This is a genomic window from Limimaricola variabilis (assembly GCF_014195545.1).
GTDB lineage: Bacteria > Pseudomonadota > Alphaproteobacteria > Rhodobacterales > Rhodobacteraceae > Limimaricola > Limimaricola variabilis.
In genome coordinates this window covers 214,599-238,573 of the sequence record NZ_JACIBX010000001.1, presented here as the reverse complement: position 1 = coordinate 238,573, position 23,975 = coordinate 214,599, and the positions used below count along the sequence as shown (strand labels likewise).

Sequence of the window (23,975 nt, the reverse complement as noted above, 5' to 3'; positions counted from 1 at the left end):
TGCCGCTGAATCGGTCTAGTCGCTATTTCCGGGCTGCTCGATTCATGGCTTCGCGGCACCCTTTCTCCATCGGGTCGGGACTGGCCGGATGATCGTCCTTTGATTGATCGCCGCGTTTGTCCTCGGGTCGGTGCTTTAGCGGACCAGTCGGGGAGGTTTTACCCATAGGGAACGAACGACGCCCATGAGGCCATCGGCCTCGAGGCGCCTGTCCGACAGGACGCAACTACCAAATCTTCCAACCATACGCGATCGCGACCACCGCTTTGGACAGACTGGCGGTGCACGGTGGCGGCATCTCTGGAGACTTTGAAATGAGCACGCGCAACGGTAACGGCGGAAACGGCCTGTTCAGCTTCGGTACACAAGGCGAGAACTACACGCCTGACGACCCCTACATCCCGGATCCGGATCCCGATCCGCTTCCTGATGACGAGATGGGCGAAGGGAACAACAACGATAACGACAACGATAACGACAATAATAACGACAATGACAACGGAAATAACAACGACAATCACAACGGGAACTTCAACAAGAACCTGAACAAGAGCAAAGCCAAGAGCGACGCCGAGAGCGACGCTGACAGCCACAGCCACAGCCACTCCAAGGGCGACGCCCACGCCAAGGCCTGGAGCGGCAGCGACAACGTCAACACGAACGACAACTACAATCACAGCAAGACAGACGTCGACGTCGACATCGATATCGGCATGGATCTCGATGACATCGGCGCCCATAACGACAACGACATCGGCGATTTCGACCTGAAGAACTCCGACGGCAACACGTTCTTCAACGCCAAGGGTTCGATCGATTACGATTACAACCCGGGCGATGACGTCGGCATGGATGACGTGCTGAGCGACTCGCTGGGCGGCGGCGGCAATGACGCCGGCATCGTCAACCTCCAGCAGATCAACCTGGACGACACCGACACCCTCGGGACCGCATCCGTCTCGAATACCGGGATGTTTACCCAAAATGGTACGGCTAACGGCGGCCATGCCAAGTCGGGTGACGGCATCAATGCCGGCGGTGACGGTGGCCAGGGCGGCAGCGGCGCCCATTCCACGGGCGGCGATCCTGATGCTGGCCAAGGCGGCACGGCCAACGGCACCGCCAATGGCGGCGCGAGCGGCGCTGGCGGCAACGCCAACACGACCGGTGGAACCGGTGGAAATGGCGGCAGCTCGGGTGCGACGGGGCATACCGCGGCGGGTGCAACTACCAACGGCACCACGAATGCCGATGGAGGCAACGGCGGTAACAACAACTCGACCAATGACACCACCCAAGCTCCTACAACCAACCAGGGCGGCAATACATCGGCCGGTGGAGCCGGTGGCAACACCGACAACGACAACAACACCACTTCGGAAACTAAGTCCAAGGCATACTCGGACGATAAGGGCGGCGACGGCGGCAACGTCACGACCAATGCCAACGGTGATGCTAGTGGGGCTGCGTTGCATGCTCATACTTGGGCTGGAGGCGGCAATTCGGGCGACATCAAGAGCAAGAACGACGTCGACGTGAAGGCCAAGGCCAAGGGCGATGCCGATGGCGGCAATGGTGGCAACTCGGATCCGACCGCCACGACTGGCACGACGAACAGCGCTGACGGCAATGCTAATAGCACAGCTGGCAACGGCGGCATGGTCGGCGAGCAAAAGGGCAAAATCTACGCCGATACCGAGGCCGACGCGGATGCCAAGCATGACGGCGGCAACGGTGGTAATGGAAGCGGCGCGACTAGCGGGAACGCTGGTTCGAATGCGCAGGGCCATGCGGATGGAGGCGAATCCGGCAAGGCCGATGGCGATGTGACCGGCACCAACTCCGCAGGCACAACCGGCAACGCTGCTGCCGGTGATGGCACGGGCGGTAGCCCCGACAACGACGCGGTGTCGGTGTCTCTTGGCAAGGCCGCCACGGATGCCGATTCAGGCAACGCAACTAACACTTCCGACGCTTATGCCAAGTCCAAGGGAGACGGCGGTAATGGTGGAAACACCAATAACGACGCCTACTCAAAGTCCAAGGCTCATAGCGATGGTAGTGGCGGCGAAGGTGGCGATACCAACAATGCCTCTACCTCCAAGTCTCACGCCGATGGTTGGGCTGATGGTGGCAAAGGCGGCAACACCGACAACGACATCTATGTCAAGAATGAGACCGATGGCGATGGTGGCGATGTCGGCGGCGGCGGCGGTGGCGACAAGCCCCACAACTGGAAGAAGGACAACAAAAAGCACGACGACAACGGCAATGAAGCCGGTGACGGCGACGCTCACACCAAGATCCACGCCGATACAGGTGGGCAAGCAGGTAACGGCGGCCGAGGCGACACTAACAACGACGCTACCTCGACCTCCGATGCGTCCGGCAATGGCGGTGCTGCTGGCGACGCCAACAACGACGCACATGCCAAGGCCAAGGCATACGCCGACGGCGATGGCGGCGAGGGCGCCGCGGCCAACAACGACTCTCACGCGAAGTCCTACGGCGAGGCCGAAACAAAAGCCAAGGCTGGGGACGCCGACAATACCTCCAAGGCCCATGCCGATAGCAACGGCAACGGCGGTGCAGGGACCGGCGGTCAAGCTGTTCATGCTGATACGGCGCAGTCCCAGAGCAACGGTACGACCGACTCTGACAGTGGTGACGGTGGCGCTGCGAACTCGACCAACAAGTCCAAGGCGCATACCGACGCCTCGGCCGACAATGACGGCGGAGCAGGAGGCGCCGCTTCGGGTGACGGCGGTACGGCCGACAACAAGACCCACAGCGACTTGCACAACAAGGCCGAAGTGGGTGGCGTGAACGGCGGTGGGGCCGGCGCGGACAATGATGCTACTGTCGATACCGACAATGGCAACAAGGTTCACACCGGCGATGGCGGTGCCGCAGGCACCGACAACGACGCCACCAACGCCGTTAATGCGAACTCCAACGGCCATACCACCGGCGCCGCCGGAGGCGGACAGCTGGAAGCTGGTACCCATACCAACACCATCTCGGGTGATGCGATGGCCGATGGCACCGGCGGCGTCGGCGGTGCGAACAGTTCCGACAACGACTCGACCTCGACCAGCACAACCACCGGCACGGCCGATGGCGATGGTGGTTACGGCGGTCTGTCGGAGATGGCCCTCGAAGCGATGGCGATGGCGGAAGCCGACAACGACTCCGACATCGACACCGGCTACGGCGGGGCGGCCGACGGCTCCATGACCACCAACGCGGCGACCTCCGCGGCTGGCGCGGTGGCATCAACCGCCGATGGCGGCAACGCCGGCGCAGCGAGCGCCATGGGCGGAGCCAGCGGCAGCGCCAATGGCGGCATGGCCGATGGCGGCATGGCCTGGGGCGGTGACGCGATGGGCGGCAATGCCGGCAACGCCATGAACGGCGACGGCGGCGGCGGCGGCAACGGCGGAAGCTGGGGCTCGGGCAACGGCGACTCCGGCTACGTCACCGGCGAATCCTTCGCCTCGGCGGCAGCGCAGGTCGAGCAGAGCGCGTTCAACCAGGACATCGTGATGGGGGCCAACGTCCTCGGCAACACGGTGGACATGAACGTGGTCGGCGGCTCCTTCAGCTCCACCTATGTCGGCGACGACCAGGACGGCATGTAAGCCGCGAGACGATCCGGGGCCGGTCTTGCGACCGGCCCCGGTCACCATTCGGCCGGTGGCGGACCGGCATCGTCAATCTCCGCCAATCCGAATTCCACTTGGCAGCCACGGGTCCAGGCCCGGCTCGGGAAAGGCGGGGTCAGCAGCAGCATCATGATCCGAGAACGCGTCACCGACAGCATTGCCCATTTCATAGGCACCTTTGAGCTGGCCGAAGAGGCAGCACGGCTCAGGGCCGATTACGACAGTTTCAGAGCGGCCCAGCTCCAGGATCAGGAGCTCGGGCCGCTTGTCTTCGAGGGGTTGCGGCTGATCCAGAAGTACAAGATCGAGGACCTCGACCCGAAGGTGAAGTACACGCCGCTTCCGCCGCCCTATGCGCCGCGCGAAGCCGAGTTGCCGCCGCTGCGCCTGCCGCCGGACGAGAAGATCGACCTGCTTCCCCCGACGCCGGTCAGGCAGCAGGACGAGGTCAAGCTCGAGCAGACGGGATCCGAGGGCGTGACCCCCGAGATGCCGCCGCCCTCGAGCGTCGCGACGGTCACGATTTCTGAAATCTGGCTCGACGATAGCGACCTGTTCGGCATCCTGAACCCGGCCGACCTCGCCCGCGCGCTGCAGAACGCGATGCAGATGGACGGCGCGCTGCGGACCCTTGCCGATCAGCTCGACGAGCTCGCGCCCTTTGCAGCGCCCCTGGCCGGGATCCTGGCCAAGGCGGGCGCCGGGTTCGACTGGGCCGGCATGACCGAAGAGATCATGGTCAAGGCCGCGAGCCTCGAAGGCGGCGCGCTCGGGGCGGTGGTGCTGCGCGGCGAGGCGGCGCAGGGGCTGCATCTTGACGGGGTCAGCGTCGAGGAACTGCCCGACTGGATGACGCTGCGGCCGATCTATCAGCGCCTCAAGGACCCGGACGAGGACGGGCGCGAGCCGGGCAACGCCCCGGCCGACAGCTTCGAGGCGCGCTTTGCCGAGGCGATGCGCGGTCCCGGCGGCGAGGCCGGGCCGGTCTCCTACAGGGAGGATCTTCCGACCCATCAGCTGGTCACCGGCGGCAACACGGCGATCAACTCCGCCTCGATCAATTCTGACTGGCTCGACGCGCCGGTGATCGTCGTGGAGGGCTACGCCCGCAACTTCGACGCCATCTCGCAGGTCAACCTGCTGTTCAACCGCGACAACGGGCCCAGCGCTTCGATGGAGTCCGGACCTTCGCTCGCCCACAACGCGGCGCAGATCACCACCGTGTCGAACGTGGCTTCCACTGGCGGCTGGATGGGTGGCCCGATGGGCTATGCGATCGCCCGGATCGAGGGCGATCTGGTGCAGATCAACACGGTCCAGCAATACAACTTCGTCAACGACACCGACCACGTCCGGATCAGCTTCGGCGGCTACGAGCTGCGGCTCGGCACCGGTGACAACTCGCTCGCCAACATCGCGACGCTGAACCAGTTCGGCTGGAACTTCGACGTGATCTTTGTCGGTGGCAACATGATCGACATGAACATCGTGCGGCAGGCCAACCTGTTGCTCGATGACGATCAGATCACCGGCACGGTCGGGGCCACGGGCCCCGGCGGAGCGGGCGCCGCGCCAGCGGTCGGCGGCAAGAAGCTCGATGCCGGCAGCGACAGCGTGCACAGCAGCAAGAAGACGCTGGAGATCGGTGGCGATAAGGCGGGCGGCAGCAGCAAGGCCGTGGATGGCAGCAGCAAGAGCGCCGCCGACCTCAAGGGCGTCGAAGGGCCGAAAGGCAACGGCAGCGACAAGACAGCTCCGAAGACGACCGAGGTGGCGAAAGCCCCGGCCGCTGAGCCGGCGCCGGCGAACCTCCTCTACAACGAGGCGCGGATCGAGACCAAGGGTGTCGACACGGCGGCCGAGATGCCGAACGCGCTGTCCAATGCCAGCAAGGCCCTGACCGGCGGCGCCCAGCAGATCGGCCAGGACGTGCTCGGTCTCGATTTCTTCGACGGCGTCGAGTTTCTGAAGGTGCTGGTCATCGAGGGCGACTTCATCACACTGAACTGGATCGACCAGATCAACGTGATGGGCGATTCCGACATGGTCGACGCCTTGCAGGGCGAGCTCGCCGCGAAGGACGGCGCGCAGATCATCACCGATTCCAACCTGTTGGCCAACCTCGCCTCGATCAACGATCAGGGCGTCGACAGCCAGATCATGGCCAAGGGCGGCACCTATGACGACGCCCTGTTGCACCAGGCGGGGCTGATCGACGAGACCGCCGCGCCGCAGGGCGTCGGCATGGCGGCCCTGGCCAACGAGGCGGTGGCCTTCCTCGCAGAGGGGATGGTCGACGGCGCCGAGGGCCTCGCGGCCGGGACGATGGAAGACGCGATCGCGGCCGGAGATGCCGCGACGCAGGCTGGATTGGCGGGGGCCCAGGCGGGCCAGGCCGATCTGATGCAAACAATGCTGAGTTGACGGGGTTTATGATATGCGCGTGACAGAGTTCGTCAGTCCGACCCGGGTCGATCCGCCTTTGCGGCGCCCCACGGACCCGACCGGCTTGCCTGGTTTCCTGGTTCGCCCGGCCCGGATGGCCGAGGGCGGAACGGCGGAAGCACCGCAGGCCGAGGCCCCCAAGGCGACGGCAGCGCCAGTGCAGGCGGTCCCGGAGCAGGCCAATAGAGCGCCGGCGACAACGGCCAAGGTCACCCCGGTGCAGGCGGCGCCGCAGCAGGTGGCAAGGCCGCAGGCCGCATCCCAACCGACGGCGGAGGCGCCGGCCCAGAAGGTGGTGCCGACCGACCCACCGGCCGCGGCGCCCGAGGCACCGGGCGATGCCACGGCCAAAGGGGCAGGGGCCGCCGATCCGGTGACCGCCCGTGCCACCCCGGATCCGGAGGAAACCGTCGCGCGCGGGCCTGAGGATCCGACCTTGCCGGGGCCGATCATCGAGGCCGATCGTGGACCTCTGCGCCGCAAGACGCCGGGCCTCGATGGCGGCGACACCGGTGGTCGCGGCAGCGGCGATGACGGCGGCGGCGGTGGCGGCGGAAATGGCGGCGCTGCGCCGCCGCGCTTCCACAAGCGGGTCGGGCCCGAGGATTACGGCCGCGCGCTGCGGCTCGGCATCCGTGCCGTGCGGCGCAACATGGTGATGGTCTTGGTGCTGACCTGCGCCACCAACCTGCTGATCCTCGCCATCCCGATCTACCTCTTCCAGATCTCGGACCGGGTGCTGACCAGCCGTTCGGTCGACACGCTCATCATGCTCACCATCGTCATCGTCGGCGCGGTGATCCTGCAGGCGGTGTTCGACGCGATCCGGCGCTTCATGCTGATGCGTACCGCGGTCGAGGTCGCCGCCCGCTTGGGCGCGCCGATCCTGAGCGCCGCCTCGGCGGCCGCGCTGCACGGTTCGGGCCGCGAGTACCAGACGCTGGGCGACCTGCAGCAGCTGCGGGGCTTCCTGGTGTCGGGGACGCTTCTGTCCTTCCTCGACGTGCCCTTCGCGCCGCTCTTCATCCTCGCGATCTTCCTCGTGCACCCGCATCTCGGCATGATCGTGGTCGGCACCTCGCTGGCGCTGCTGGTGGTGACGCTCATCAACCAGAGATGCACGGCGCGCTCCTTTGCCGAGGCCAACGCCGCGCAGAGCCGGGCCAACCTGCATCTCGAGTCGATGGCCCGCAACAGCCAAATCATCAACGCCCTGGCGATGATCCCCGAAGCGGTGCGGATCTGGGGCCGTGACACGGCCACCTCGCTGACCGCGCAGGTGAAGGCGCAGGACCGCAACATCGCGGCTTCGGCGATCTCCCGGGCGGTGCGGCTGCTCACCCAGATCGCGATGCTCGGCTGGGGCGCCTATCTGGCGATCCAGGGCGAGATCACCGGCGGCATGGTGATCGCCGCCTCGATCATCGCAGGCCGCGCGCTGTCACCGATCGAGGGCGCAATCGACGGCTGGAGCGCCTATGCGATGTCGCGCTCCTCCTATGGCCGGATCACGGCGCTGCTGCGCAATTCGCGCCTGCAGTTCGAGCGGCTGAACCTGCCGCGACCGGAAGGGCGGCTGGACGTGGAGCGGCTGCTCTACGTGCCGGGCGGTACCAAGCAGGTCGTTCTGAACGGCATCAGCTTCTCGCTCAGCCCGGGCGACACTCTCGCCATCATCGGCAATTCCGGCGCCGGCAAGACCACGCTGGGCAAGATGCTGGTGGGATCGATCCTGCCGACATCGGGCAATGTTCGTCTCGACCTGATGGATCTGCGCAACTGGGACCCGCGCCAGCTCGGCGAGAATATCGGCTACCTGCCGCAGGACGTGCAGCTCTTCCCGGGCTCCATCAAGGACAATATCGGCCGGATGCGCGAGGACGCGACCGACGCGCAGATCTACCACGCCGCAGCGCTGGCCGACGTCCACGAGATGATTGCCAACCTGCCGCAGGGCTACGAGACCGTGGTGGCTGCCGACGGATCGCCGCTCTCGGGCGGGCAGAAGCAGCGCATCGCGCTGGCGCGGGCCTTCTTCGGCGACCCGCGCTTCGTGGTGCTCGACGAGCCGAACTCCAACCTCGACAGCGCCGGCGACAAGGCGCTGGCGCGCGCGATCCAGCACGCGAAGAAGAACAAGATCACGGTGATCGTGGTGACACAGAAGCCGTCGCTTCTCACCGCGGTCGACAAAATCATGCTGCTCGGCGACGGCACCATCCAGATGTTCGGTGAGCGGATGGAGGTGCTCAAGCGGCTGGCCGGTGACAAGGCGCCGGGCGGCACGCCGCGTATGCCAGGGCAGGGCGGTGCACCCCGCATGCCGGGCCCGAATGGGGGAGCCGGGAAATGAACCTGCCGCAAACGACGACAGCCGATGCAGGTGAGTGGTTCGTTGAGGTGCCGCGTTCGGTGCGTCGGCATACCGTCATCGCGCTGGTCCTGCTGGTGGTGACCTTCGGTGGCTTTGGCGCTTGGGCCTTCGGCGCGCCGCTGGCCGCGGCGGTAATCGCCCAGGGCAGCTTCGTGGCCACTGGCCAGAACAAGATCGTCCAGCACCTCGAAGGCGGGATCATCGACGAGATCCTCGTGGCCGAGGGCGACAGGGTCGAGGCAGGCGATCTGCTGCTGCGGCTCGACAGCACGCAGGCGGTGGCCACTGAGCGAGAATTGCAGTTGCGGCAGCTACGCCTCGAGGCGACGCAAGCCCGGCTGCTGGCCGAGGAAGAGCGGCGCGAGGAGCTGACTTTCCCGCGCCACCTCGAAGCGGCGCGCGCCGATCTGGCCGTGGCCGACATCCTCGACGGGCAGGAGCTGACCTTCCGGGTGTCGCGCGCTGCGCTCGAAAACGATCTGTCGCTCCTGGAGCGCAACGTGCAGGCCCTCAAGATCCGTGCCAGCGGCTACGCGGCGCAGCTGATCACCCATGGTGGCCAGCTCGAACTGCTCTCGGCTGAACTCGCTGACAAGGCCAAGCTGTTCGAGCGCGGATTGCTGCGTCGGCCGGAACTGATGGCGATCGAGCGCGCGAAGCTCGAGGCGCAAGGCCAGATCGGCCGGCTCGAGGCGGAGATCGCCGAGATCGAGGAAGTGATCCTGAAGCACCAGGACCAGATCGCCCAGGAAGTCGACCGTTACCGCGAAAAGGCTCTCGACGAGCTTCAGGCCGTCGAGGCTGAACTCGAGAGCATTCGCGAGCAGTCGCGCGCGGCGCAATCGGTCCGTGCTCGGGCCGATGTCGTGGCGCCGGTCTCTGGCACTGTGGTTCGGCTGTACTTCCATACGGCCGGCGGCGTGATCGAGAGCGGTCGGCCGATCCTCGAAATCCTGCCGGTGGACGAGCCGCTGATCATCGAGGTTCAGATCCCGCGCGTCGAGATCGACAGCGTGCGGCGCGGCCAGCCGGCGACGGTGCAGTTGACCGCGCTCAACCAAAGGACGACGCCGGTTCTGGACGGAGAGGTGTTCTACGTCTCGGCCGACGCGATTTCCGAAGGGCTGGGGCCGGAGATGCGGGAGGTGTATCTCGCACGGATCTCGCTCGAGCCGGAGCAGCTGGAGCGGGTGCCGGGCTTTTCGCCGACGCCGGGCATGCCGGCGCAGATCATGATCCAGACGGCGTCGCGGACCTTTGCCCAGTACATCACGAAACCGATCAAGGACAGCATGACGCGCGCGTTCCGTGAGAGGTAAACCGTATATAGAGTAATGGATAGATACGCTCGGTAACTCAGTAATCTTACATAATACCAGTTATGAGTAATCTGTTATGACGACGGCGCGCGCTACTTCCAACTGCGACTCTTGTTTGAAAACAATGCCCTATCAAGCAGGAGTTTTCCAGTATGGGACGTGTCTACGCGCAGTTGACGCTCGAGGAACGGCGCAGGATCGAACGCTGGCGCCATGCCAGGGTGTCCGTGAACGAGATGGCGCGGGTATTGCAGCGTCACCGCTCGACCATTTTCCGCGAACTCAGGCGCAATCATTTTCAGGATCCCTGCATGCCGAAGGTCGTGGGCTACTTCGCGATGGCCGCGCAGTTGAGAACCAGTGACCGTCGCGCCCGGCAGCGCAAGCTGATCCGGCATCCGCAGCTGCGTGACCAGGTCGTCGATCGGATAAAGGATGGCTGGACCCCGGAGCAGATCGCTGGCCGGATGCGCATGGAGCGCGCGCCGCTACGGGTCTGCCAGGAAACCATCTATCGCTACATCTACGCCAAGGAAGGCATGCGTGACGAGCTGTGGTGGTATCTGCCGACCCACCGCAAGGCCCGCCGCCCGAGACGCGCCCGCAAGCGTCGCGCGCCGAAATTTCACCGCGATGTCAGCATCCTGTTCCGGCCCGAGGCTGTGGCACAGCGCTCCCAGTTCGGGCACTGGGAGGCAGACTTGATGCTGTTCCGGCAACGGTTCGGCTCCGCAAACGTGACCTCGCTCGTCGAGCGAGTCAGCCGGTTCACTGTACTGCTGAAGAACGCCGACAAGCGGACCCGACCCGTCATGGACAAGGTCATCGCGGCGATCCGTGCCCTGCCCCAGCCGGCGCGCAGATCGATCACTTTCGACCGTGGCACCGAGTTCGTCTCGTGGCCGCATCTCCAGGCCGAGATCGGCACGAGCAGCTGGTTCTGCGACCCTTCCGCGCCATGGCAGAAAGGCACGGTCGAGAACACTAATCGCCGTGCCCGCCGCTGGCTGCCCCGGGAACGCGACATCGGCCAACTCTCCGACCACGACATCCGCGAGATCTGCGACCGGCTGAACGCTACGCCGCGCAAATGCCTCGGATGGAGAACCCCCGCCGAGGTGTTCCGGGCCAAGATGCTGGAGAAGAGGACGTGAGCGCCCTACCCTAAACCCACCAAGGAGTCGCGGTTCAAGTATCGCTCACCACAGTTGAGGCGTCGTGACCTGTCGATGCCTCCTCCTTCTCAGCTTGAAATCAAATGTCTGGCGTGCCTTCGTTCGCGCCAGACATTCTTATGAGCGCAAGGTGCTGCGAGTGGCGGTTTCTACGGACGGCTGTGCTCCATCCGCTCTCGCTGAGAGTGTCTAATCTCGAGCACCGGGCTCGGACAGCCGCCTAGTCGGCCTCTTCGAGCCAATCCTCCATCGCGTCGAGCACCGATTGCGACAGCCCCTGCGCGCCCCGGCTGGCGTCGAGCAGCGGACAATCTCGTTGCGCTCTCGCGACGGCCGCCTCGATGTCGAAGCCGTCTGCTCGATCCAGTCGCGCGAGTTCGTCCCAATCCGCGGGCACCGCGACCGGTGCACCGGGACGCGCCCGCAGCGAATACGGCGACACGGCCGTGGCCGCCGCGCCATTGCGCAGCCAGTCGATGAAGATCCGTCCCTTGCGGCCGGACTTGGATGCCGTCGCGGTAAAGCGTTCGGGCGCACGCCGCTCGAACCCACGCGCCACGGCCTCGGCAAAACCGCGCACCGTTTCCCAACCGGCGGTACGGCGCAGCGGGACGATGATATGCACGCCCTTGCCGCCGGTGACCATCGGCGCCGAGGCTAAGCCGAACCGCGCCATCAGATCACCGATTTCCCGAGCCGCCTTCCGCACTGCGGGGAAGCCCAGATCTTCATCGGGATCGAGGTCGAAGACCAGCCGATCCGGCCGATCGAGCCGGTCGTTGCGCGCCCCATGGATATGCACTTCGAGCGTCCCCATCTGCACCGCGCCGAGGAGCGCCGCGGGATCGGGAAGTGTTATGTAATCTGCGCTGCTGCCGTCGGCCTCGGTCAGCCGCACCGACCTCACCGCCTCGGGAAACCCCTTGCCGGGATGGCGCTGGAAGAAGCGTTGTCCGTCGAGGCCCGAGGGCATCCGCACCAGCGCCACGGGCCGCCCGGCGGCATGCTCCATCATTCGCTCGGCCACGCGATCGTAATAGCGCGCGACTCCGCCCTTGCTGAGCGCCGGGCCGGGATAGATCACGCGGTCGGCACTGGAGATGCGGATGCCGCGATGCTCCGCCTCGCCTGCCCCAACGGCGCGATCTACGGCGAGCTCCTGCGCGGCGCTGACCTCCTTCACGCCCTTGTCCTCGCGGAGCCCCTGAAACACGCCGTGGCGGATCTGGCCATCGGCGGTCAGCTCGGCGTAGCGCACCTGGGCGACCAGCTCGGGCGTGATCCAGCGCGCGTCCTTCGCCACCTCGCGCGGTACGTCGTCGAAGGGCGATGTCTTGCGCGCGAGAGTCTCGATCCTGTCCGCCAGATCGCGCATCGTCTCGGCGTCGAAGCCGGTGCCGACCCGTCCGTGATAGATCAGACGGTCGCCCTCGAAGCTGCCCATCAGCAGCGAGGCGAACGGACGGCCCCGCTTGTCCGAGGGCGACCAGCCCCCGATCACGAACTCCGCGCCCTTGATGCATTTCACCTTGATCCAGTCGGTCGAGCGGCCGGAGCGATACGGCGCGTCGGCGCGCTTGCAGATGATGCCCTCCGCGCCCGCGCCGCAAAGATGGGTCAGCACCTTCTCCGCCGTGCCCTCGATATAGGGCGAAAGCCGGATCGCCCCGTCCTCGGGCATGTCACCCAGCAGCTCGTCGAGCGCCGCGCGACGCGCGCGCAGCGGTTTCCTGACCAGTTCCTCGCCGTCGAGATGCAGCAGGTCGAAGGCATAGAAGGTCAGCGGATCGCCGTTCGACAGCGCCTTCTGAAGGGTGGAAAAATCACCGCCGCCCTCCCCGGCGGTTACCTCGCCATCGATCAAGGCCGCCTCGCAGGGCAAGGCTTCGGCCGGGCCGATCAGCGGCGCGAAGCGGTCGCTCCAGTCATGGCCATTGCGGCTCCAGGCCTTCACGCCGTCGGCCCCGATGGCGAGCAGGCAGCGATAACCGTCGAACTTCGGCTCCTGCCACCACTCCCCGCCCTCTGGGGCCGTCTCGCGCAGCGTGGCGAGCTGCGGCGTTAACGGTGCGGGCGTAGGGTAGCCGCGCCCTGCCCCCTTGCCGGATTTCTTCTCGACCTTCTTGCGGCGTTTCGACCCTTTCTCGGCGGCGATCTCCTCCATGCGCCGGCCGCTCTCGACAGAGGTGTCATGGCGTTCGGTCAGCGCGTCGGGCTGATCGGTCGCCGTCTCGTCGCGCTCCTTGATCAGAAGCCAGTTCTCGCGGCCCTTGTCGCCCTTTCGCCCCCCCTTCATCCGGACGAGTGTCCAGCCGCCCCGCATCCTCTCGCCATGCAACCGGATCTTGAGCTTGCCGGCGGCGAGCGCCGCTGCCGGATCGCCGTCCTGCGGCTCCCAATGGCCGCGATCCCGAAGCATGACGGTGCCCGCGCCGTATTGCCCCTCGGGGATCACGCCTTCGAAGCCGGCATAGTCGAGCGGATGGTCCTCGGTACGGACTGCAAGGCGCTTCTCCCGCGGGTCGTCGGACGGGCCCCGGGTCACGGCCCAGGACCACAGCGCGCCGTCATGCTCGAGCCTGAAATCGTAATGCAGGCGGGTCGCGTCATGCTTCTGCACCACGAAGCTCAGGCGATCGTCGCCGCGCCGGCCCTTGCCGCGCGGCTCCGGGGTTGCCCGGAAATCGCGCTTGGCCTCGTAATCCTTCAGCCGGTCCACGGCGCGGCTCCTACGAGGCCTTCTTGCGCGGCGCAGACTTCTTGCCGCCTGATGCCTTGTCGGCCGCGAGGCTCTTCTTCAGCGCCGCCATCAGGTCGACCACGTTGCCCTTGGCGTCGGTCTCGACCTCGGGTTTGTCTTCGCCCGGCTTGGCGCGCGGCGCCTTCTTGGAACGGGACTTGCGGGCCACCAGCTCCCTGAGCGCCCGCGCGTAGTGATCCTCGAAGATCGAGGCGTCGAACGGCGCCGACTTGCTCTCGATCAGCTGGGTCGCGACCTTCAGAAGCTCCTTGTCGGCCGGGTCGTCCTCGATCTGGCTGAAGAGCGGGTCGGCCTTGCGGATCTCGTCCTCGTAGCGCAGCGTCTCAAGCAGCAGCCCGTCGCCGCAAGGCCGGATCGCGCAGAGGTATTCGCGCCCGCGCATGGTCAACTGACCCAGACCCACCCTGCCCGTCTGGCGCAGCGCGTCGCGGACGACGCGATAGGCGTCCTGCGCCAGCTCGTCGGCGGGCACGACGTAGTACGGCGCATCGTAGTAGAGCGGCGCGATCTCGCCCTGCTCGACGAACTGCACCATTTCCAACGTCTTCTTGGTTTCGAGCCGGATCTCCTCGATCTCTTCGGGCTCGATCAGAACGTATTCGTTCTTGGCGGTCTGAAAGCCCTTCACGATCTCGTCCGTGTCGATGGGGCCGAGCCCCGCCACCACCTTCTGGTAGCTCACCGGCTTGCCCGAGGGCTTGTGGATCTGCCGGAATGAGGTCTTCGACCCGCTCTCACGGGCTGAATGCAGCTCGATCGGGATCGCGACCAGCGACAGGCGCAGCTGGCCCTTCCAAACGGGACGCGATGCCATGTCGGTTCTCCGCATAGGGATGTTTCGACCTAAACGGGATCGCCGGTGGCGGGGTTCCCGGAGGGCCCAGCGAGGGCGTCGTTGCGCAGCTCGCGTCCGAAGACACAAGGTGACCTGTACCTTAGCCTATTGCGGTTCGGCACGGGCTGCCATTGTCGTTCCCCTGTGATCGTGAGAGGTTGCCCCTCATGTCTTTTGACAGGGGTGCGGAATGAGCGACGAGATGCTGCGGCAAGCGACCATCCAGGATCATGCCGCATTTCTTGCAGGTGGACACGACTTCCAGGATGACATTGCGACGCTCACGCAGAGCGATCTGGTGGGTACCATCCTCGAAACCGTCATGCTCGCCACCAACATGCGTTTCGCCGGTGTGGCCCGGGTCACGGCGGATCGCTGGGTCGCCTGCCGCACCGTGGACGAGATCGATTTTGGCCTGGCCCCGGGTGACGAGATCCAGATCGAGTCCACCTTCTGCCAGACGGTGCGCGAGACGGCGCGAAAGGTCATCTTCAACGATGCCGCGACCGATGAGGATTACGGCGATCACCCGCTCGCCGCCCAATTCGGCATCGTCAGCTACGCCTCGATCCCGATCCGCCGCAGCGATGGCAGCTTCTTCGGCACGCTCTGCGCGATCGACACCGAGCCGCGCGACGTCAAACACCCGCGTGCCGTCGCGATGCTGGAGATGTTCGCCGACATCATCGGCCAAAGCCTCGAAACTGAGGAGCGGCTCGAAGCGCAGGAACGCCTCGTCGAGCAGGAGCGCGAGATGGCCCGCATCCAGGAAGAGTTCGTGGCCGTGCTCGGGCACGATCTGCGCAATCCGGTGGCCGCCCTCGAAGCGGGGTTCCGGCAACTCGACCGGGAGCCGCTGGGCGACCGGGCGCGAAAAATCCTGCCCCTGATGCGGTCGTCGCTGCACAGGATGAACGACCTGATCGAGAACATCATGCTGCACGCCCGGGCGCGTTTGGGCGGCGGCATCCGGATCTCTGCCTCGCCCGATGCGCCGCTGGCCGAGGCGGTGACACAGGTGGTCGAGGAAATCCGCGCTGCCTCTCCCCATCAGGAGATCACGCTCGACCTCGCCTTCGACCGGGCGGTGAGCTGCGATGCGCCCCGTGTCGCGCAGGCGATCTCCAACCTGCTGTCGAACGCGGTCCGTTACGGCACGCCCGGGCATCCGGTCGCGGTCCATGGCTCGATCGGCAGCTGCGAGGTTGCGATCACCGTTGCCAACCGCGGCGAGGCCGTCCCCGAGGGTTTGCGCCAGCAGCTGTTCCACCCGTTTCAGCGGGGCGTCCATGCTGATGGCGAAGGGCTAGGGCTGGGGCTTTATATCGCGTCCTCCATCGCCACCGCCCATAACGGCCGGATCGACCTCGACTGCGAGGACGGGGTCACGACCTTCGCCTTCAAGCTGCCGCTTCTGGAAGCTGCGGCCGCCTGAGCGGGGCTCAGACCGCCCTGCCCTGAACGCCTTGCGACCCGGCATGGCCCCTCGGCGCAGCCGCCCTAGAAACGGGGGCGGCTGCCGGTCATTCGTCGCGACGCCGAGGCCACCTCAGGGCTGCGAGACCTTTTGGACGAGGTCGGCGGTTTCCGCGCCCTGCGCCTTTCGCGCCACGTCGGCCTGCGCCACGATCCCGCAGCATTTGCCGTCGCCATCCGTCACGACGGCGCGGCGCACCTGGCGCTGCTCCATCTTGTTGCAGCACGACGAGACATCTTCCTCGGGAGAGGTGGTGAGAACGTCCCTGGTCATGATCTCCGAGACCGCGATCTCCCCCGATTTGCCCTCGGCAACCGAGCCGCAGCAGATGTCGCGATCCGTGACGATGCCGATGGGCGTGCCCGTATCGTCGAGCACCGGCACGGCGCCGATCGAATGCTGCGCCATCAGCTTGGCCGCCTCCTGTATGGTGCTGTCCTGTGCGCAGCAGGCGGGGTCGCGCGTCATGATGTCCTGAACCTGCATGATCCGCTCCTGTGTTGCATGTCAGGAAGAACGGGTGAGACCGTCCCACGTTCCGGCGACGGGCGCCTTTCGACGGCGCCCCCGATACTGACGGCTTCGTGAGCGGCTTTCGGCGTCGCCCAGTGGACAGGAACCGCGCGCCTTCCTAGATCGGCATCATGCGCCTCTGGGTCCGCCTCGCCACGTTCTGCCTCTCGCTCGCCCTTCTGGGAGGGGTGCTGTTGCACGACGTTGCCGGGGCGCGGATGTCGCTTGACATGACGGCGACGGCCATGGCCGAGCAGCAGGACGACACCTGCCCCGCCTGCGCGCAGGATGCGGAGGAGCAGATGGTCTGCGACTTCGACTGTACCGCGCCTCTGATGTCGACAGAGACATCGCCCGAGGCAGTGCCGCAGGCGGTCGCCGGGACCATTCTCTCGTGGCCCGGCGATGCGACTGCGCGGGCGCGCCAGCCCGGCTTCGATCCCGCACCCCCACGAACCACCATCCTGAGCTGACCGGCCGCACCGCGAGGTGACGGCCCGGTATCGCCCTGTCTGCCCGCAGGCGGGCGTCGAACCGACCTTCTCCTTCTCGGGATACCCCTCATGACCATTTTCGTCGCAGGCGCGCTGTCGCGCCGTCGCGTCCTGTCCTCCGGCCTTGCCGCGATGGGCATGACGATGCTTGCCCCGGGCCTTGCCCGGTCGTCTCCTCCGGATACCGTCACAGCTCTCGCCTTCGACGGGGCTGCCCTTCTCGCCGCGACGCCTGACGGGCTGCTGCGCCGGGGGGCCGATCGTTGGACCCGGCTGGACGTTCCGCCGGGCCCCGTCTCGCTCGCCACGCATCCGGACCGCCCGAGCCTGATCCTCGCGGGCTGGAAGGATGGCAGCCTCCGTCGCAGCCAGAATGGCGGGAAAAGCTGGAGCGCAGCCGATAACGGGCTGCCAGGCGCCGCGATCCTCTCGCTCACATTGGCCGCAAAGGCACCCGATACCGTCTATGCCGCGCTCGAAGGCGACGGGCTGTGGCGCAGCGAAAACGGCGGCGCGACGTGGGAATTCGTCATGGATCGCCCCTATCTCGGCGGCGCGGAGCATGACGTGCTGAGCCTCGTCTCCGTGGCCCACGAGACCGGCATGGGCGGCATCTGGCTCTATGCCGGGACGCGGGCCGGGCTGACACGGGTGCCCGACTGCTTCTGCCGCTGGCAGGACGTGGTTGCGGGCGACGCGATGGATGCCCTCGTCGCAGGCGATACCCCCGTGGCCGCCGCCTCGCTGCCCGAGGGAGAACCGGTCGAGATCCTTGCCTTGGCGGCCAAAGCGCCGGAGCGCCTTTATGCGGCGCTGCCCTCGGGGCTGTGGCTGTCGGAGGATGCGGGCGTGAACTGGGCGCAGGCCACGCGCGAGCCTCTCACCGCGCTCACCGTCGATCCCTCCGATCCGCTGCACGTGCTGGCCGCAGGCTCCACCGGGCTGTGCGTCTCGCGTGACGGCGGAAGCAGCTGGACCTCTTACGAAAATTTCAAGGACAACTGAGATGAACCACAAGCTATTCACCGGTACCGCCCTGGCCCTCGCTGCCGCCGCCATCATCGGGGTCGCGAACATCACCACCGCCGAGCCAGACAGCGCGGCACCCGCGCCTGACGAGGCCACCATCCCCGCCGATCGACAGATGACGATCTGGCGCGACCCGGGCTGCGGCTGTTGCGACGCCTATGCCGACTACATGGAGGAAAACGGCTATCACGTGACACGGATCGACGACCGCGATTTCGACAAGCGCTCGATCGAGGCCGGCGTGCCCGAGCAAGGCCTTGGCTGCCATCTCGCGGAGGTCGACGGCTATTATGTCAGCGGGCTGGTCCCAGCCGAGATCGTTGAGCGCCTGACCACTGAGCGCCCCGAGATCACCGGCATCACCCTGCCCGGCATGCCGATGAACGCCCCCGGCATGGGCGGCAAGAGCGGCACTCTCAAGGCCTACGCCTTCTCGGGCGACGAAATCACGGTGTTCTCCGATGAATGACTGCATGGAAGGAATGATGTCGATGATGGACGGATCGATGATGAACGGACCGATGATGGGCGCCATGATGGCCGGAGGCGGCCTCGTGATGGTACTGGTACTCGTGCTGCTCGTGCTGGGCGCGGCGGCACTGATCAAGTTCCTGAGGAGCGCGCGATGAGACAGAAGCTGGCCATCACCGCCGGCGCGGGCCTGCTCGGCGCCGCGGCGATCGCGGCGGTGGCGCAGGGCCTGATCGACGATGCCACGACCCCGACTGCAGACATCGCAGGGCTCTCCATTCTCGGAGAGCCCGTCACGCCGGAGATGGTCGAGCGAGGGGACGCGGTCTATGCTGAGAGTTGCGCCGCCTGCCATGGCGCGCAGCTCGAGGGTCAGCCCGACTGGCGTCGCCGGACCGAGGACGGGCGCATGCCCGCCCCGCCGCATGACGAGAGCGGCCACACCTGGCACCATGCCGACCGCGACCTCTTCACCATCACCAAGCACGGCCTCGGCGCGGTCGTGCCCGGCTATGAAAGCGACATGCCTGCCTTCGCGGAGGTGCTGAGCGACGCGGACATCAAGGCGGTGCTGGCCTTCATCAAGTCCAGCTGGCCCGAGCGCGAGCGCGCCTTCCAGGCCGAAGTCTCGGCCGGGGCCGCGGGTAAGGAGTAAGGACGACGTCGTCGTCTATTGCCCGTCGAAGCTGATACCTGTTGGAAGCCTCAGGACCCGGTCGCCCATGGCAGGAGCGATCAACGGAGGCCGATGTACCGGCCTCCCCCAAAGGGGCAAAGCAGGCCTCAAACATCGAGGCGCTCAAGCGGCTGTATCGGAATCCGAGCCCCCTTTCATCTGCAGTCCGTTCCGGACGCGAAGGAGCGAAACCACCGGCGAAACCGGGGAGGCTCGAATGCTGCGATGTGAGGAAATGCCAATATTATTGGCGCACCCGAGAGGATTCGAACCTCTGGCCTCTGCCTTCGGAGGGCAGCGCTCTATCCAGCTGAGCTACGGGTGCCTGAGCGCCGGGATAGGCGAAAGATCGGGCGGGCGCAACGGCTTTTCGCGCCCGCCCCCGCGTCAATCTCAGCCGAACAGATCGTGGCACAGCTCCAGCGCCTCGACCAGCCGGTCGACCTCCGCCGGAGTGTTGTAGAGCCCGAACGACGCGCGGCAGGTGGCGCCCACGCCCAGATGCTGCATCAGCGGCATCGCGCAATGCGTGCCGGCGCGCACGGCGATCCCCTTCTTGTCGAGCACAGTCGAGATGTCGTGCGCATGCGCGCCGCCCTCGATGGTGAAGGAGAAGATCGCCCCCTTGCCCGCCGAGCGACCCTGCAGGTTCAGCCAGTTCAACCCGCCGAGCCGCGCGACCGCGTGATCGCGCAAGGAGCGCTCATGCGCGGCGATGGCCTCCATGCCGAGATCCATCATCCAGTCGATCGCCACGCCCATGCCGATGGTCGAGACGATCGAGGGCGTGCCCGCCTCGAACTTCATCGGCGGCACGTTGTAGGTGATCTCGTCGCGGGTCACCTGGTCGATCATGTCGCCGCCACCCATGAAGGGGCGCATTTCGGCCATGCGCTCGCGCTTCACGAAGATCGCGCCCGAGCCCGAGGGGCCGTAGAGCTTGTGCCCGGTGATCGCATAGAAGTCGCAGCCGATCTCCTGCACGTCGACCGGCTGGTGCACCGCCGCCTGGCTGCCATCGACCAGCACCGGCACGCCCTTTGCACGTGCGCCATCGCAGATCGCCTTCACGTCGACCACCGTGCCGAGCACGTTCGACATGTGGGTGACCGCGACGAGCTTGGTCTTGGGCCCGATCGCGTCGATCACCGCCTGCGGGTCGAGATCGCCATTGGCGTCGGTCTCCACCCACTTGATCACCACGCCCTGCCGCTCGCGCAGGAAGTGCCACGGCACGATGTTGGCGTGATGCTCCATGATCGACAGCACGATCTCGTCGCCGGCCTCCATGCGCGGCATGGCCCAGCCATAGGCGATCATGTTGATCCCCTCGGTGGTGCCGGTGTTGAAGACGATCTCGTCCTGGCTGGGCGCGTTCAGGAAGCGGCGGACCACCTCGCGCACGCCCTCGTATTTCTCGGTGGCGATGGTCGAGAGCGTGTGCAGGCCGCGATGGACGTTGGAGTATTCCTCGGCATAGCCGCGGGTGATCGCGTCGATCACCACCTGCGGCTTCTGCGCCGAGGCGCCATTGTCGAGATAGACCAGCGGCTTGCCGTTGATCTCGCGCGACAGGATCGGGAACTGCGCCCGGACCTGATCGATGTCATACATGGGTCATTCCTCCCTGGGCGCCGAGCCCGGTGAGCGCCAACAGCATCGCGAGACCGGCCCCGATGGCGATGAAGGCGATGAAGAGCGTGACCAGGGCGCGGCCGACGCCGTTGAACCCGTGCAACGCCTGGATGAAACGCGTGAGGCACCAGAACAGCCAGAACAGGCCGGCGAGCCCGACGAGCCCGCCCAGCGGCGGCAGCACCAGGATCAGCACGCCTTGGACGAGACGCAGCGCCATCGCCAGCACTTCCAGCCAGACGACGAGGGTCAGCGCTGGCACGAAGCGCCCAGTTCCGCCCAGGAGCCGGCCCGCACCGGCGACCCCGGCCGCCAGCAGAACCAGCGACACGCCGAGCAGCCCCGCATAGCCGAAGGGGGTCAGGCCGAAGCCCGCGCCGGTCGCCTCGACCGGCATCATCGGCATGGCGCCCTGCACCAGCGCGGTCAGCACCACGCTCAGGCAGACGACGAGGGTCAGGGCCTGCCAGGTGGCAGTGCGTCCGGGCCATGTCACCAGCAAACGGCTGGCGGCGTCACCCGGCGCGCGCAGGCTCAGCCGCAACAGATCGGTCAGATAGGTCCACATCTCAGCCCCGCCGCTCCAGCGCCGCGCGAAGCCCTTGCACCCAGAACAGGAAGAATGCCGCGAGCCAGACCGCGCCGACCAGCCGACTTGCCGCGTCCGCGCCGTTGAACCCCGTCTGCAGGCCGTAGAGCAGACCTGCCGGGGTGGCCGCAAGAAAGGCCCAGAACAGTGCCAGCCGCGAGGCATAGGCGGTGATCGGGCGCTGCACGATCCGCAGCACCAGCCAGCTCAGCCCGGCCAGCGCGTAGAAGGCGAGCGGCCAGACGAAGATCCAGGCGAGCAATTCATAGGCGATGAGCCGCGCCAGCTCGTCGCCGGTCTCATGCGCCACCCGCGCCAGCCGCGGCCACTGCGCCACGAAGACAAGGCCACAGCCCGCCATCAGGATGGCGATGGCCCGATCCTCGCGCCGCCCCTGCGCCAGCAGGTCGGCCACGACCTGGCGGGGGTGCCGCCAGGTCCTCAGTATGTCCGAGGACACCGCCATCTCAGCGGCGCCGTTCGAGCCAGCCGGCCAGCTGCCCGCGCAGCGTCTCGGCGAGCCCCTCGTCCTCGATCTCGGCCAGCGCCTCGGCGACGAAGGCCAGCACCAGCAGATCCTGGGCCTTGTCCTCGGGGATGCCGCGCGACTTCAGATAGAACAGCGCCGTCTCGTCGATGGCGCCCGAGGTGGAGCCGTGGCTGCACTGCACGTCGTCGGCGTAGATCTCCAGCTCCGGCTTGGCGAGGAAGTTGGCGTCCTCGTCCAGGAGCAGCGACTGGCTGATCTGGTAGCCATCGGTCTTCTGGGCGTCGGGCTCGACCAGGATCTTGCCCTGGAACACGCCGGTGGCGCCGTTCCGCAGCACCTTCTTGAAAACCTGACGGCTCTCGCAGTTCACCGCGTCATGGGTGATGAACACCGTGTCGTCGTGGTGGAAATCGCGCCCATCGCCGAGCGCGGCCCCGGCGACATGCGCCACCGCGTCGTCGCCCTTGAGCGTGATGATCACCTCGTTGCGGGTCATCATGCCGTTGAGCGACAGCGTGAAGCTCTTGAACACGCTTTCCTCGCCCAGACGCGCAAAGACATGGGTGGCGGCGCGGCGCTCGTGATCGCGGCCCTGCATCCGCACGTGGTGGAACGTGCCGCGATCCGCGATGTCCACTTCCATGCCGGTGTTGAGCCGCGCGGCGCCGACGCCGCTTTCGAGCAGCGTCAGCTCGGCGCCATCCTCGACCCGCACCATGTGGCGCAGCACCGCTTCGGCCCGATCGTCCGAGCGGCGGTAGTCGAGATGGACCGGCTTCGACACCTTGCCGGTCGCGCGCAGGACGATGCCGTCCTCGGCGAAGGCGGTGTTGAAGGTCGCGAAGGGACGGTCGACCCGGTTCTGGCCGGCCGTCTCAAGAACGCCGAGCAAGCCCTTGATCCAATGGATGTCCTTGGTCACGGCATCGGCGTAGCGCTCGATCTCGAGGTTCTCCTGCGCGAGATCGTCGGAGGCCTCGGCATCGAACACGCCGTCGGTGAAGACGACGCGCAGCACCTCGGTATCGTCGAAGCCCGGCGCGTCGAGGGCGATCTCGGCGCGCGGCGTCTCGGGGGCGAGGAACTCGGCCGGGCTGGTGAAGCGCCAGTACTCGTCGCGGCGCTGGGGCAGCCCCATGCCGGTCAGGCGGTTGAGCGCGTCCTGACGGGCCTCGCGGGCCCATGAGGCGCCGCCCTCAGGCAGCGACAGCCCGGCGAGCCGCGCCTCGGTGGCGTCGGATTTCGCTTTTGCCAGCGCCATTACTGCACCTCGTCCATCAGGTCGGCATAGCCGTTCTTCTCGACCTCGAGCGCCAGCTCGGGGCCGCCGGTCTTCACGATGCGGCCGTTCGCCATGATGTGCACGACGTCGGGCGTGATGTGGTCGAGCAGGCGCTGGTAGTGGGTAATCACCAGGAAGCTCCGGCCGGCATCGCGCAGCGCGTTCACGCCGTCCGAGACCAGCTTCATCGCGTCGACGTCGAGGCCGGAATCGGTCTCGTCGAGGATGCACATCTTCGGCTCGAGGACCGCCATCTGCAGGATCTCGTTGCGCTTCTTCTCACCGCCGGAGAAACCGACATTGACGGGACGCTTGAGCATCTCGGCGTCGATCTTCAGGTCCTTGGCCTTCTCGCGCACCAGCTTGAGGAATTCGGCTGCCGAGGCCTCGTCCTCGCCGCGGGCCTTGCGCTGCGCGTTGTAGGCGGTGCGCAGGAAGGTCATGTTGCCGACGCCGGGGATCTCGACCGGGTACTGGAACGCCAGGAACAGGCCGGCGGCGGCGCGCTCCTCGGGCTCCATGTCCAGAAGGTCGACGCCTTCCAGCTCGGCCGAGCCCTCGGTCACTTCGTAGCCGTCGCGGCCCGACAGCACGTAGGACAGCGTCGACTTGCCGGAGCCGTTCGGCCCCATGATCGCGTGCACCTGACCCGCGCCGACCTCGAGGTCGACGCCCTTCAGGATCTGCTTGTCCTCTTCTTCAAGTTTGACCTTCAGGCCGCTGATCTTGAGCATGTTTTTCTCCT

General features: G+C 66.5%; 19 protein-coding genes and 1 tRNA gene. 11 read left to right on the top strand and 9 right to left on the bottom strand.

Annotated elements, in window-relative coordinates:
• Positions 1–314 precede the first annotated feature (314 nt).
• The 5 genes from FHS00_RS01110 (at position 315) to FHS00_RS01090 (ending at position 10,957) form a co-directional block, all read left to right on the top strand.
• Positions 315–3,641 (top strand): beta strand repeat-containing protein, encoded by a 3,327-nt coding sequence (locus FHS00_RS01110; RefSeq protein ID WP_183469044.1) that lies wholly within the window; start codon positions 315–317, stop codon positions 3,639–3,641.
• 153 nt (positions 3,642–3,794) lie between these two features.
• Entirely contained in the window at positions 3,795–6,089 is a 2,295-nt protein-coding gene (locus tag FHS00_RS01105; RefSeq protein WP_183469042.1) for a hypothetical protein, read from the top strand.
• 115 nt (positions 6,090–6,204) lie between these two features.
• Entirely contained in the window at positions 6,205–8,463 is a 2,259-nt protein-coding gene (locus FHS00_RS01100) for a type I secretion system permease/ATPase (protein WP_183469715.1), read from the top strand.
• Positions 8,460–9,803, top strand: a complete 1,344-nt coding sequence (locus FHS00_RS01095; protein WP_183469040.1) for an HlyD family type I secretion periplasmic adaptor subunit — start codon at positions 8,460–8,462, stop codon at positions 9,801–9,803. The genes FHS00_RS01100 and FHS00_RS01095 overlap by 4 nt, the downstream gene beginning before the upstream one ends.
• 152 nt (positions 9,804–9,955) lie before the next feature.
• Complete coding sequence (locus FHS00_RS01090; protein ID WP_183469038.1) at positions 9,956–10,957, top strand: IS30 family transposase; 1,002 nt, start codon at positions 9,956–9,958, stop codon at positions 10,955–10,957.
• A gap of 241 nt (positions 10,958–11,198) precedes the next feature.
• On the opposite strand, the gene ligD is transcribed toward FHS00_RS01090, so the two are convergent.
• Positions 11,199–13,697 (bottom strand): DNA ligase D, encoded by a 2,499-nt coding sequence (gene ligD, locus FHS00_RS01085; protein WP_183469036.1) that lies wholly within the window; start codon positions 13,695–13,697, stop codon positions 11,199–11,201.
• Positions 13,698–13,707: 10 nt separating this feature from the next.
• The gene (ku, locus tag FHS00_RS01080; RefSeq protein WP_183469034.1) at positions 13,708–14,553 is read right to left on the bottom strand and encodes a non-homologous end joining protein Ku; all 846 of its coding nucleotides are present in this window, start codon (positions 14,551–14,553) and stop codon (positions 13,708–13,710) included.
• Positions 14,554–14,764: 211 nt separating this feature from the next.
• Here ku and FHS00_RS01075 point away from each other — a divergent pair, with 211 nt between their 5' ends.
• Complete coding sequence (locus tag FHS00_RS01075) at positions 14,765–16,009, top strand: GAF domain-containing sensor histidine kinase (RefSeq protein WP_183469032.1); 1,245 nt, start codon at positions 14,765–14,767, stop codon at positions 16,007–16,009.
• A 114-nt stretch (positions 16,010–16,123) separates the two neighbouring features.
• Here the strand turns inward: FHS00_RS01075 and FHS00_RS01070 are convergent, their stop codons facing one another.
• Complete coding sequence (locus FHS00_RS01070) at positions 16,124–16,537, bottom strand: CBS domain-containing protein (RefSeq protein ID WP_183469030.1); 414 nt, start codon at positions 16,535–16,537, stop codon at positions 16,124–16,126.
• Positions 16,538–16,695: 158 nt separating this feature from the next.
• Between FHS00_RS01070 and FHS00_RS01065 the strand changes: the two genes are divergently transcribed.
• From FHS00_RS01065 to FHS00_RS01045, 5 genes are all read left to right on the top strand, one after another.
• Positions 16,696–17,037, top strand: coding sequence for a hypothetical protein (locus FHS00_RS01065; RefSeq protein ID WP_183469028.1), 342 nt, complete (start codon positions 16,696–16,698; stop codon positions 17,035–17,037).
• 90 nt (positions 17,038–17,127) lie between these two features.
• The gene (locus FHS00_RS01060) at positions 17,128–18,063 is read left to right on the top strand and encodes a beta propeller repeat protein (RefSeq protein WP_183469026.1); all 936 of its coding nucleotides are present in this window, start codon (positions 17,128–17,130) and stop codon (positions 18,061–18,063) included.
• A 1-nt stretch (position 18,064) separates the two neighbouring features.
• Positions 18,065–18,556: a DUF411 domain-containing protein gene (locus FHS00_RS01055; protein WP_183469024.1), complete on the top strand. Its 492-nt coding sequence runs from the start codon at positions 18,065–18,067 to the stop codon at positions 18,554–18,556.
• Between the two features lie 4 nt (positions 18,557–18,560).
• Positions 18,561–18,716 carry a hypothetical protein gene (locus FHS00_RS01050; protein WP_183469022.1) on the top strand — a complete coding sequence of 52 codons (156 nt, stop codon included), beginning with the start codon at positions 18,561–18,563 and terminating at the stop codon, positions 18,714–18,716.
• Positions 18,713–19,213, top strand: a complete 501-nt coding sequence (locus FHS00_RS01045) for a c-type cytochrome (protein ID WP_183469020.1) — start codon at positions 18,713–18,715, stop codon at positions 19,211–19,213. The genes FHS00_RS01050 and FHS00_RS01045 overlap by 4 nt, the downstream gene beginning before the upstream one ends.
• 269 nt (positions 19,214–19,482) lie before the next feature.
• Here FHS00_RS01045 and FHS00_RS01040 read toward each other — a convergent pair.
• The 6 genes from FHS00_RS01040 to sufC form a co-directional block, all read right to left on the bottom strand.
• Positions 19,483–19,559 (bottom strand) — tRNA-Arg (locus tag FHS00_RS01040).
• A gap of 68 nt (positions 19,560–19,627) precedes the next feature.
• On the bottom strand, positions 19,628–20,848 hold the full coding sequence (locus FHS00_RS01035; RefSeq protein ID WP_183469018.1) for a cysteine desulfurase: 1,221 nt from the start codon (positions 20,846–20,848) through the stop codon (positions 19,628–19,630).
• Entirely contained in the window at positions 20,841–21,437 is a 597-nt protein-coding gene (locus tag FHS00_RS01030; RefSeq protein WP_183469016.1) for a YIP1 family protein, read from the bottom strand. The genes FHS00_RS01035 and FHS00_RS01030 overlap by 8 nt, the downstream gene beginning before the upstream one ends.
• Position 21,438: 1 nt before the next feature.
• Complete coding sequence (locus tag FHS00_RS01025; RefSeq protein ID WP_183469014.1) at positions 21,439–21,924, bottom strand: hypothetical protein; 486 nt, start codon at positions 21,922–21,924, stop codon at positions 21,439–21,441.
• A gap of 1 nt (position 21,925) precedes the next feature.
• Positions 21,926–23,209, bottom strand: coding sequence for a Fe-S cluster assembly protein SufD (gene sufD, locus FHS00_RS01020; RefSeq protein ID WP_183469012.1), 1,284 nt, complete (start codon positions 23,207–23,209; stop codon positions 21,926–21,928).
• Positions 23,209–23,964 carry a Fe-S cluster assembly ATPase SufC gene (gene sufC / locus FHS00_RS01015; protein ID WP_183469010.1) on the bottom strand — a complete coding sequence of 252 codons (756 nt, stop codon included), beginning with the start codon at positions 23,962–23,964 and terminating at the stop codon, positions 23,209–23,211. The genes sufD and sufC overlap by 1 nt, the downstream gene beginning before the upstream one ends.
• Positions 23,965–23,975 lie beyond the last annotated feature (11 nt).

Bases quoted from the DNA above. Each gene is read 5' to 3' on its own strand.
- FHS00_RS01110 (WP_183469044.1), top strand. From the start codon at position 315: ATGAGCACGCGCAACGGTAACGGCGGAAACGGCCTGTTCAGCTTCGGT.
- FHS00_RS01105 (WP_183469042.1), top strand. From the start codon at position 3,795: ATGATCCGAGAACGCGTCACCGACAGCATTGCCCATTTCATAGGCACC.
- FHS00_RS01100 (WP_183469715.1), top strand. From the start codon at position 6,205: ATGGCCGAGGGCGGAACGGCGGAAGCACCGCAGGCCGAGGCCCCCAAG.
- FHS00_RS01095 (WP_183469040.1), top strand. From the start codon at position 8,460: ATGAACCTGCCGCAAACGACGACAGCCGATGCAGGTGAGTGGTTCGTT.
- FHS00_RS01090 (WP_183469038.1), top strand. From the start codon at position 9,956: ATGGGACGTGTCTACGCGCAGTTGACGCTCGAGGAACGGCGCAGGATC.
- ku (WP_183469034.1), bottom strand. From the start codon at position 14,553: ATGGCATCGCGTCCCGTTTGGAAGGGCCAGCTGCGCCTGTCGCTGGTC.
- FHS00_RS01075 (WP_183469032.1), top strand. From the start codon at position 14,765: ATGAGCGACGAGATGCTGCGGCAAGCGACCATCCAGGATCATGCCGCA.
- FHS00_RS01070 (WP_183469030.1), bottom strand. From the start codon at position 16,537: ATGCAGGTTCAGGACATCATGACGCGCGACCCCGCCTGCTGCGCACAG.
- FHS00_RS01065 (WP_183469028.1), top strand. From the start codon at position 16,696: ATGCGCCTCTGGGTCCGCCTCGCCACGTTCTGCCTCTCGCTCGCCCTT.
- FHS00_RS01060 (WP_183469026.1), top strand. From the start codon at position 17,128: ATGACCATTTTCGTCGCAGGCGCGCTGTCGCGCCGTCGCGTCCTGTCC.
- FHS00_RS01055 (WP_183469024.1), top strand. From the start codon at position 18,065: ATGAACCACAAGCTATTCACCGGTACCGCCCTGGCCCTCGCTGCCGCC.
- FHS00_RS01050 (WP_183469022.1), top strand. From the start codon at position 18,561: ATGGAAGGAATGATGTCGATGATGGACGGATCGATGATGAACGGACCG.
- FHS00_RS01045 (WP_183469020.1), top strand. From the start codon at position 18,713: ATGAGACAGAAGCTGGCCATCACCGCCGGCGCGGGCCTGCTCGGCGCC.
- FHS00_RS01035 (WP_183469018.1), bottom strand. From the start codon at position 20,848: ATGTATGACATCGATCAGGTCCGGGCGCAGTTCCCGATCCTGTCGCGC.
- FHS00_RS01030 (WP_183469016.1), bottom strand. From the start codon at position 21,437: ATGTGGACCTATCTGACCGATCTGTTGCGGCTGAGCCTGCGCGCGCCG.
- FHS00_RS01025 (WP_183469014.1), bottom strand. From the start codon at position 21,924: ATGGCGGTGTCCTCGGACATACTGAGGACCTGGCGGCACCCCCGCCAG.
- sufD (WP_183469012.1), bottom strand. From the start codon at position 23,209: ATGGCGCTGGCAAAAGCGAAATCCGACGCCACCGAGGCGCGGCTCGCC.
- sufC (WP_183469010.1), bottom strand. From the start codon at position 23,964: ATGCTCAAGATCAGCGGCCTGAAGGTCAAACTTGAAGAAGAGGACAAG.